6 protein-coding genes and 1 tRNA gene are annotated in these 9,872 nt (G+C 44.5%); 4 read left to right on the forward strand and 3 right to left on the reverse strand.

The window, feature by feature from the left end; all coding sequences use genetic code 11:
• Positions 1–30 precede the first annotated feature (30 nt).
• A complete protein-coding gene (gene speF, locus NR114_RS21660) occupies positions 31–2,193 on the reverse strand; it encodes an ornithine decarboxylase SpeF (RefSeq protein ID WP_020828616.1) in 2,163 nt (720 codons plus the stop codon).
• A gap of 705 nt (positions 2,194–2,898) precedes the next feature.
• Here speF and NR114_RS21665 point away from each other — a divergent pair.
• A tRNA-Phe gene (locus NR114_RS21665) sits at positions 2,899–2,974 on the forward strand.
• A gap of 790 nt (positions 2,975–3,764) precedes the next feature.
• On the opposite strand, the gene NR114_RS21670 is transcribed toward NR114_RS21665, so the two are convergent.
• The gene (locus tag NR114_RS21670) at positions 3,765–4,667 is read right to left on the reverse strand and encodes a hypothetical protein (protein WP_234529051.1); all 903 of its coding nucleotides are present in this window, start codon (positions 4,665–4,667) and stop codon (positions 3,765–3,767) included.
• Positions 4,668–4,975: 308 nt separating this feature from the next.
• On the opposite strand from NR114_RS21670, the gene NR114_RS21675 reads away from it, so the two are divergent.
• The 3 genes from NR114_RS21675 to NR114_RS21685 all read left to right on the forward strand — a co-directional run bounded on the left by NR114_RS21675 (position 4,976) and on the right by NR114_RS21685 (position 9,145).
• Positions 4,976–6,241 carry a winged helix-turn-helix domain-containing protein gene (locus NR114_RS21675; protein ID WP_234529052.1) on the forward strand — a complete coding sequence of 422 codons (1,266 nt, stop codon included), beginning with the start codon at positions 4,976–4,978 and terminating at the stop codon, positions 6,239–6,241.
• 189 nt (positions 6,242–6,430) lie between these two features.
• Positions 6,431–7,597: a reverse transcriptase family protein gene (locus NR114_RS21680; protein ID WP_234529053.1), complete on the forward strand. Its 1,167-nt coding sequence runs from the start codon at positions 6,431–6,433 to the stop codon at positions 7,595–7,597.
• 360 nt (positions 7,598–7,957) lie between these two features.
• A complete protein-coding gene (locus tag NR114_RS21685) occupies positions 7,958–9,145 on the forward strand; it encodes a site-specific integrase (protein WP_234529054.1) in 1,188 nt (395 codons plus the stop codon).
• Positions 9,146–9,196: 51 nt separating this feature from the next.
• On the opposite strand, the gene NR114_RS21690 is transcribed toward NR114_RS21685, so the two are convergent.
• Positions 9,197–9,547, reverse strand: a complete 351-nt coding sequence (locus NR114_RS21690; protein ID WP_234529055.1) for a hypothetical protein — start codon at positions 9,545–9,547, stop codon at positions 9,197–9,199.
• Positions 9,548–9,872: the final 325 nt, after the last annotated feature.

Consider the following 9,872-nt stretch of genomic DNA (forward strand, 5'->3'; position numbering starts at 1 on the left):
TAAGGGCCGGTGCAAACCGGCCCTTATTTTCTATTGCTTGATCATATAGCCGAAAATGCGTTTCCAGCCGTGATCCTTTTTCTCGATATAAACGCCCTGCAACTCCGGCGAGAAGCCCGGCAGCCGGTTGATGCCCTCTTCCAGCGCCATGAAATAACGCTGTACCGCCCCGCCCCAGACTTCGCCCGGCACTACGCATAGCACGCCCGGTGGGTAAGGCAACGCGCCCTCTGCCGCAATGCGCCCTTCGGCCTGCCCGATCGGCACCAGTTCAACGTTGTCACGGATAAACTCCACGTTGGCGTCCTGTGGGTTCATCATCACCTGCGGGAAATGACGCTGACGGAACATCTCTTTTTGCAGCTGCTTAACGTCGAAGCTGACGTATAAATCGTGCATCTCCTGGCACAGCTGGCGCAGGGTATAGCCGCGATAACGCTGCTCGTTCTTGCGATATACCGTTGGCAGCACCTGGCTCAGCGGCGCGTCCTCTTCCACGTAACGTTCGAACTGCACCAGCATATCCACCAGTTGTTGCATCTTGGCCGGGTTTTCCGCCGGCGTCAGCAGGAACAGGATCGAGTTAAGGTCACACTTCTCCGGCACGATACCGTTCTCGCGCAGGAAATTGGCCAGGATGGTGGCCGGCACGCCAAACTCGGTGTATTGGCCGGTGGCGGCATCAATACCCGGCGTGGTCAGCAGCAGTTTGCACGGATCGACCAAATACTGGTCCTGCGCGTAACCTTCAAAACCGTGCCATTTCTCATCCGGCACAAAATTGAAGAAACGGGCGTCGTTGGCGATCAAATCGGTGTCGTAATCCTGCCAGTTCTTGCCCGCGATCTGCAGGGGGACAAACGGCCTGAGCTGCGAACAGCGTTCCAGCAGTTGCTTGCGCGTCTCGATGCCAAGCTTCACGCAGTCCATCCACATACGGCGACCGGCGGCCCCGGCATGCATCTTGGCGTTGACGTCCAGCGCCGCAAACAGCGGATAGAACGGGCTGGTAGAGGCGTGCAGCATGAAAGCGTTGTTCAGGTGCTTGTGGTTGCAGTGACGCTTCTGGCCCTTGATATGGTCGTCTTTCTTGTGGATCTGCGAGGTTTGCGAGAAGCCGGCCTGCTGTTTGTGTACCGACTGGGTAACAAAGATGCCCGGGTCAAGCTCGTCCAGCTCCAACAGCAGCGGTGAACACTCTTTCAGCATCGGGATAAACCCTTCGTAACCCACCCAGGCTGAGTCAAACAGGATGTAGTCGCACAGGTGGCCGATGGTGTCGATCACCTGACGCGCATTATAAATAGTGCCGTCGTAGGTGCCGAGCTGAATGATTGCCAGGCGGAAAGGACGCGCTGCCTCGGCTTTCTCCGGCGCTACCTGACGAATTTGTTCGCGCAGATAACGCTCGTCAAAGCAGCGGGAATCGATACCGCCGATAAAGCCAAACGGGTTGCGCGCGGTTTCCAGATACACCGGCGTCGCTCCGGCCTGGATCAACGCACCATGATGGTTAGACTTATGGTTGTTACGGTCGAACAGCACCAGATCGCCACGGGTCAGCAGCGCGTTGGTTACCACCTTGTTGGCGGCCGAGGTGCCGTTGAGCACAAAATAGGTTTTATCAGCGTTGAACACCCGTGCCGCATGCTTTTGGGCGTCCTTGGCCGAGCCTTCGTGGATCAGCAAATCGCCCAATTTGACGTCGGCGTTGCACATGTCGGAACGAAAAAGCGTTTCACCGTAAAACTCGAAAAACTTGCGGCCCGCCGGATGCTTGCGGAAAAACTCCCCGCCCTGATGCCCCGGACAGGCAAAGGTCGAGTTCTCCATTTCCACATAGGTTTTCAAGGTTTTGAAAAACGGCGGCAGCAGCGCCTGCTCGTAAGCATCCGCCGCGGCTTCCAACTGCGCCATATAAAACGCCTTGCTGGCACCGTCCAGCGCGAAAACACCGCTGATAAACGGCAGGTAGTCCGGCGAGAGATGCTCATCGCCGGCCACCGCCACAAAGGTGGGGATCTCGAACCCGGTGGCTTTAAGCTGTGCCAGGATGCCGGCGTTGACGTCATCAACCGACACGACCAATGCCGCAACGTCGGTATAATCCGTCTGCTCGACGCGGACAATCTGGCGCAGCGTTTCAATGGCGGCGACCAGGCTGGCGCTGGTGGCTATCTTCAATTCTTTCATAGTGCTAACTCTCAAACGGTTAAGGATGAGGCTGTGCCATATGGCACGGTGATGAGATAACAAAGGTTATCCCGGCAACTTGATGTCCGGGGTGGCAGCATAGAGCGCATGCGTGACCGGCTGACTCTCTTAAGATTATCAGGCCACTATCGGGAACTGGTATCGGCAGCGTCCGATAGACATCAGTAAAATCAGAGCCACAGCTCTATTTTTAATAATGCCTAACAGCGAGCATGAAGTTGCCTTACCGCATGCTGGGCTGGGCGTTTATGGAGGACGACGTTCGGGAAAGATCGCGGCGGAGTAGCGGCATCATCAGATGTCTGGTGCGCAGTAGCGCTTGAGTAGCCATACCAGTCATGCCTGCAACCCTCTGACTTAAATGAGCGGAAACGCCGTTAGGGGACGTAGAGTGCTAAAATTTGCGCAATGATTGCATGTTTTTTTATGAGGTTCAAGTAACTATTATGTCGATTCATTACATAATAATTTAAGCATAACACATTGTTATAAAACACATAATAATAACCAACAGAAAAACCAAACCGGTATAAATACACGGATTCTTTGCATATTTATCACTTCCCCTCCTCCTCCAGGCCCCACGAACCTTACCCGCCACTGCATGAAAATAGAGCAACCGATCGGCTTTGTGACAGAAAGCGATTGACGATATCCGGCCAATAGGGTTAAATGCGCCCCGTTGCCCGGATAGCTCAGTCGGTAGAGCAGGGGATTGAAAATCCCCGTGTCCTTGGTTCGATTCCGAGTCCGGGCACCACTATTCATAAGGCCTCGCTGAAAAGCGGGGCTTTTTTCTTTTCTGGCTACGGTAGATTTCTGGTCGTTGCAATACGTTATTTGTTTGCTGGATTCTTCGTCATTTTCTTAGTTGTTCTTTGCATTAAATGACATCTATACCCTCTGAAGACCTTATATCTTATTTCCAGCTACGGTCTTACTACGGTGGGTTACGGTCCTTTTCACTTCTAACTGTTCATAATGATGCAAAAGCGCGGGGAAAGCGGGGAAATTGGCATTTGGCCTTAATCTGCAACGCTTTAATAAGATTATGTCGCGGGGAATAAGGTGGGGAAATCCCCTTAATAAATCGGGGAATTTTAACAACATACGCTTTCCACTATCACATGGGGGGCTTCCCCGTTCAGTCCACCAGCACCATAAACATCTTTTCCTTTAACATCTTATCATTACCTGAAATTCCCCTACCCCACGCCACTTATCAGTATTGCCTGAATGAACCACTGCTACAGGCTATCCAGCTCTATGGCAACGTCGTCATTGACCAAGGATTGTGCTGCATCAACCAGTTGAACTCACATTGAAGGACGCACACTGTGGGTTAACATCACAGCTATCATGTCTCAAAGAAGCCAATATACTTTGAGATATTATTAAAGGTATAGAGCCGATCAGTATCCCATAAAGGCCGATGACCACCCCAACACTAAGGCCTCGATGTTATGAGTTTAAAATCCTCGAACAGATGATAAAGGATCAAAATAAGGTAAATAAAACAACTGATAACCGAACGGCAGAGTATAAAGATATTAGTTTGATTGGTATGTAACTATGCTTCGGTAAATATTATAACTAGCTACTAATATCTTGAGGTATATAGATTCACAAGAGGGGGGAACACGTACCCCCATATCATTTCTCAATTCATCATCATTTACAATATAGTTACTATAATATGAAACACCGAACTCATTAGGGTTAATATTACCAGTACTCACATGGAAAGAAAAATATATTTCATTGTACTCATTTGGCCTAAAGTCATAAGTTAAACTAAAAGACTCTATTGTTTCATTAAATTGGCGGGAGCACACAACAAAGTCAATTAAGTCTTTCACCGGTAGATTTATCAAATCAATATAATGACAATCTCTATATAATTGATTGGAATAAAATTCTTTGTTAAAGTCAATATCAATGAAGCGGTCTTTTACTATTATGTTGAATAGCCCTGCGCCACGTAAAACAAAACATTGCTGACTTATATTTTTATATAACTGAAAATATTCCATATCACGCATATGTGAAAAAAACTCTCGATGACGATTAATATTTTCTGTGTATACATCAGGATGTTCTTTATCTCTAGCCTTGCCTAATTCTTCCAGCGCATTCTGCTCAGCAGCTAACTTCCATTCACGGAGGAGACTAACAGGGAAGCGAACCGCATCAACATCAATTTCTCGAGCATGGATGGAGCAAAGCCAAATGCCATTATCCGGAGAACACCGTTGAGCTTTGGTCATATCTCTATTGTAACGAGGACCACCTTCTGCAGCGGCTTCGATATGGCATGCTTGCCCAAGGTTAACACGCTTTGAAGGCTCCAAATGCGGACCAACAGTCACATTTCTGCAACCAGGGTTAGAACAACGCCACGCTACCCGTTCAGCCAGGACTTGTTTAATAGCTTTAGAAAAATCGTCCCTCATTACCAATCCCTAATGATATGCTTAAAAACTGTGTTACTACTATACCAAATGTACCAGAAGCGCATAATCGTTACCTGTGTTCAGGTACGATATTACAAAAAATTAAAATCTATGCTTCCATTTCATCCACCAGAGATTGTTGCCCAAAAAAGGAAGTATCAATGGCGAGAACTCAATTCCCAATCCCCAACTCTTTTACACACAATTCTGTTGACTTGGTATTCAGCTTATATAACTATACCATAAACCATTTGAGAGAAGCATGATTTCCTCCTACTTTACTATTACTGAATTTATTGGTGATCTTAATGGCTCAACCTATACAGCTCTCCGAACATGAATTAAGCGAAGTATGGTTAGATCAATTCCAAACAAGCAAAGATAGAGCGCTTGCAAAACAATTAATAAATCAACTAAAACTAGTATCAGGGCGAGATTTTGAAACAGGGATTGAGGAAGCCCTTTGTAATTTACAACATAGATTAAGACAAACTATTGGTGTTTATCCTATTAGTTCACCATTAGCAGAAGGTATATCTGGCTATAACATTTTCACCGGAGGGATTCCAGCCGATGATGATACTAAGTCACGTGAATCCGGGCGTAGAAGAAAATTTGGTAGCGAAGATCGTGTTGGGCATATACTAGCAAAACTTCAAGATCGATTCAAACGAAGCAATGGAGCTTCAATAATCGAATGTTTGCCAACACTAAACCAGTTACGTACACAGGGAATAAAACATATTGTTTTGGTCGATGATATATCTGGCAGCGGAAAAAGAATTACTGATTATTGGAATAATATACCACGTAGAATCAAAAGTTTATTGTCACTAAAAAAAGTTGAATTATGGATTGTTCTTTATGCCATAACCCCCAAAGGTAAAACCGCAATAACTAAAGCTATGCCAAATTTCCCGATATCTAATCTAATTACAGTTTTACCTGAGGTAACTCTGAAAGAGTTAATTAGTGATGAGTCATTAGAACTTTGTAGAAAATATGCATCGTTAATTGGGCTTGAATCATCAGCCATTGGCTATCGTGGTAGTGCCTGCCCGATAATTTTTGAACATGGTTGTCCGAATAATCTTCCAGCTATCTTATGGGATAATAATAGACGGAACTGGCAGGCGCTCTTTCCAAACAGATCAATACCCTTTTTGTTACGTTCTTCCTTTGATAGAAATAATAGTATCCAGAGACATACAGAGGCTTTATGGAATACAAACCAGCCAAAGCTTGCATTGAGAATATTAGATTGCTTAAATGAAGATAAACCATTACCCCTTAAGTATAGAGTTATATTTACAATTCTTGGCTTACGTAAACGTAGAATGTCAGAACGGAAGATTTCATCAAAATTAATTTTATCTATTAGTGAGTTTTCAAAATATTTAAATGAAGCGCAATCGATTGGTTTATATGACAAAGCTACATCAAGCGTAACACCATTAGGCCAAGAGTTCTTATCTCGTTTTCGTAATAGAATTAATCAAAAAAAACATAACTGTGTTATTGTCAATAACGATGAGATGTATTATCCTCTCCAATGTGAAGGGAAGATTCGTTAACTTGGTATCGCTGGCTGCGGCCAGTACCCATGGAGTCACTATAATGTGGAATCATGAACGGGGCGCGGAGTCCGTCGTCCTGGAAATAGCTTTCTTAAAAGCGAGATGGGAAATCGACCAACTTGGGTTTTGCTTGTGTCTCACGGGTCGTTCGATTTCCCACCCCGCGATGCGGGGTTGAAGCAAGATATGAACTTTTCCCTTCACTCTTATATCAAGCACCTGCGTGATACCGATGCTTCTGAAGATTACATCAAGACTGTTCAGCGGCATGCCAGAACTTTAGTGAATAATAATCTTCCTGTGATCCTTACGCTTGGTCATCTCGCACACTCGACAAATTCTTTCCACAATACTCTTTTAAATATAGTTAAACGAGAAGTAGATCCATATAGAGTATTTTCAATTGGGAAAAAAAGTGGTGGCAAGCGCCTTATATGTGCACCTGAGCTAAATTTACTAAATGTTCAGCGGTGGATTAATCAATACATACTAAAATCAGAGCTAGCGCTAAAAAAAATATCATCAAATACCACTGCTTATGTTCCTGGCGGGAGTCACATTAAAAATGCAGAGCGACATGTTGGCGCTTCTTGGATTATTAAAATAGATATTGTTAATTTCTTCGAATCAATATCAGAAAGGCAAGTATATTATGTATTTAGAGAGTTAGGCTACAGGGCATTAGTTGCTTTTAATTTGGCTCGTCTATGCACCAGAATTTTGCCACATAAGCTAGATAATCGCAAATATAACAAAAAAAGATGGAGATCAAAAAAACAATATGCTTATTGTAACTCAAAAGTTGCCGGACATTTACCTCAGGGAGCCCCAACTAGTCCCATGCTCGCAAATTTAGTGTGTGTCATGTTAGATGCCAAGCTTCAGTGTATAGCTTCTGAATATGGACTATCATACACTCGTTATGCAGACGACATGACATTTTCGGGTCATTTTGACGATAAAAAAACTGCATTGATATTCATGAGAGAGATATCAAATACAGTTATTAACTATGGATTCAGCATTAACTCTCAAAAAAGTTCCATCGCGAAAGATGGGGGGCGGAAAATTGTAACTGGATTATCTGTCGATGGCGAACATATTCGATTACCCCGTGTATATAAAGATAAAATAAGGCAAGAAATATTTTATATAAAAAAATATAGTCTTGAAGATCATTGCTCCAAAACGAGAAAAGGAAACAGATTTTCTTATATCATGCATTTGGCAGGTAAAATTCGCTATGCTACTTTAGTTGAACCCGCTTTCGGAAATAAGATGATGTCTGAATTCGTCAATATATTTCCCGATTTTTTAGATATGGAGAAAATATTAAACAGCAGCATAAGATAACGCTCTACTTTTTACCAAAAAAATAGTGGAATGGAAATTGAGTTTATCTCTTTTTAATTAGATCCAAGTTGATCCTCTGATGTATCTTTGAATTACTATTAAATCTATTTAATCCCAGTGAATGTAATTAAATACAACTGACGCACATATTATTTCGGTGAATATATAACCTGCAGTATTCTTCTCCGTAACACCAGAATCAGACCGTAAAAACATTTCTGTAAATTCAGTTATTCTTCTTCCCTTCCTTGTGGCACCAGCAGTACCTTCACCACATCAACAAATCAATTCAATCATAAAAAATACTGTGCCGGGGATGGGTCAACCCTGACGTACTTAACACCAGTCATAGGAGGTAATATGTCCAGTCCGAAACGCTTCCGTTTTACTAACCAGCTAATTAAATCCCTGCCTCCTAACTCTTCAGATTCACGCAGCACCGATGCCGAATACAGCGACACCGAGATTTCAGGCCTGAAATGCCTGGTCAGTAAGGGTGAAGGACGTAGAAAGTTTTTGCTCCGCTACCTCTACCATGGAAGAAAACGCGCCATCGCTATTGGTCACTGGCCTGAGGTGGATGTCACCTTAGCCCGCAAGATTTCCATGGAGCATAAACGCTCACTTGCCACCGGAACTGACCCTAAGCAGGAACGTGAAAACAAGAGACAAGAAATGACATTCGATGAACTCTTTAACCAGCATTATCTGGTATGGGCAAAATCTGCTAAACGTAGCTGGGGAAAGGATTTCCAGCGCTACCGGGATCATATCCGTCCCGCCTTAGGTCAGATGCTATTGAGTGATATCACACCAGCCAGCATTCTCCGCCTCCAGCAGACGTTAAGCATTTCACTGTCAGCAGCAACCTGTAATCGTGTCATCGTACTGATTAAAGCGGTGTTTACCTGGGCTGGAAGGCAAGGCATTACCTCTATCCATCCGGCAAGAGTGGTACAGCTTCTCAGGGAGAACAACGCCCGGCAGCGCTATTTCACCGAGGATGAAATTCGTCGTATTTTTCTCTCCGCCGATGATGATACAAGCCCCGTCGCTGCATGCTATGTCAAACTGCTCTTACTGACCGGTCTTCGTCGTGATGAGCTGCGTCTGGGAAGGTGGGAGCATGTTGACCCGGTTAAACGCACCCTGTGGCTCCCGGAAACCAAGAATGGCTATGGACGGATTGTTCATCTTAACTCACTGGCGATGGACGTAATCAGAACGCTGCCAACACAGCGTGGAAATCCGTGGTTGTTTATCGGTAAAAAACAAGGAATGCCGCTGAACAATCCGGTCAAAGCCTTTCAGCGTATCGTGCGTCGGGCGGGAATTTTCGACAAAGAAGTGTGTATTCATACCTGCCGCCATTCGGTTGCGGCGCTCATCGTTTCCCATGGTGGAACGCTGTATGACGTTCAGGCGCAGTTAGGTCATCGCAGTAGTCAGTCATCACAGCGTTATGCGCACCTTCATCCTCAGCGCTTACAGAACACCAGCCAACTTCTGGCGGAAAGGATAACAGCTCAGCTATCTTCTTTGCGATAAATGAAAAGCAGAGGCAAATGCCCCTGCTTTTTTTGAGGGTAAACTCATCAATCAGAATGGGATGTATTCATAAGCGGTCTCATCCTCATTACTTCTGGCAAGATATCGGGCTTTATTGCGAGCCTGATCGATTGATAGTGTTGGAAATTCGCCAAGATAATCATAACGAACGTTACCTTTGAAAATATAACTGGCAAAGAAACGAATATTTTCATTTCGGTTAATCATTGCTTTTAATTCAGGATACTCACTGTCTGTCACTTCCCTACAGATATCATAGAAATTGCATTTAGCCTGCGTCATGATAAGATCATGAGGCGTAAATGGTGGGCGAATAGTTTCACAGCCTGTAATAGCACCAGGAAAATTGTGAGTTTCATTTAATTCGCAGAATTCAGTCATGGTGTTCCCCTTCTGTTAATTTATTCAGAATAATAAGTTTAAAAATAAGTTAGTTAACTACATTCAGATAATGCTCAAGCACAATTCAAATCAGCACTGATAAACCCTCGCTTAATGTGGTAGTAACACCTATCCATACCAGTAAGAGGACGCTTTTTGTAATGCCCTTTACTTTCTACCCGCAGAAGTTTTCGACGTACCAGCTCCTTAGCGACTTCACTGGCGCTTAATGAATGTTTCTGACACCACTCTTCAAATACAGGTGCGAAGTGTAGTGGCACAGTAAATTTGGCCACCTGATTAAAGGTGATATCCTCACCTCAAC

The sequence above is a fragment of the Serratia sp. Ser99 genome, from assembly GCF_024519545.1.
Taxonomy (GTDB): Bacteria; Pseudomonadota; Gammaproteobacteria; order Enterobacterales; family Enterobacteriaceae; genus Serratia; species Serratia liquefaciens.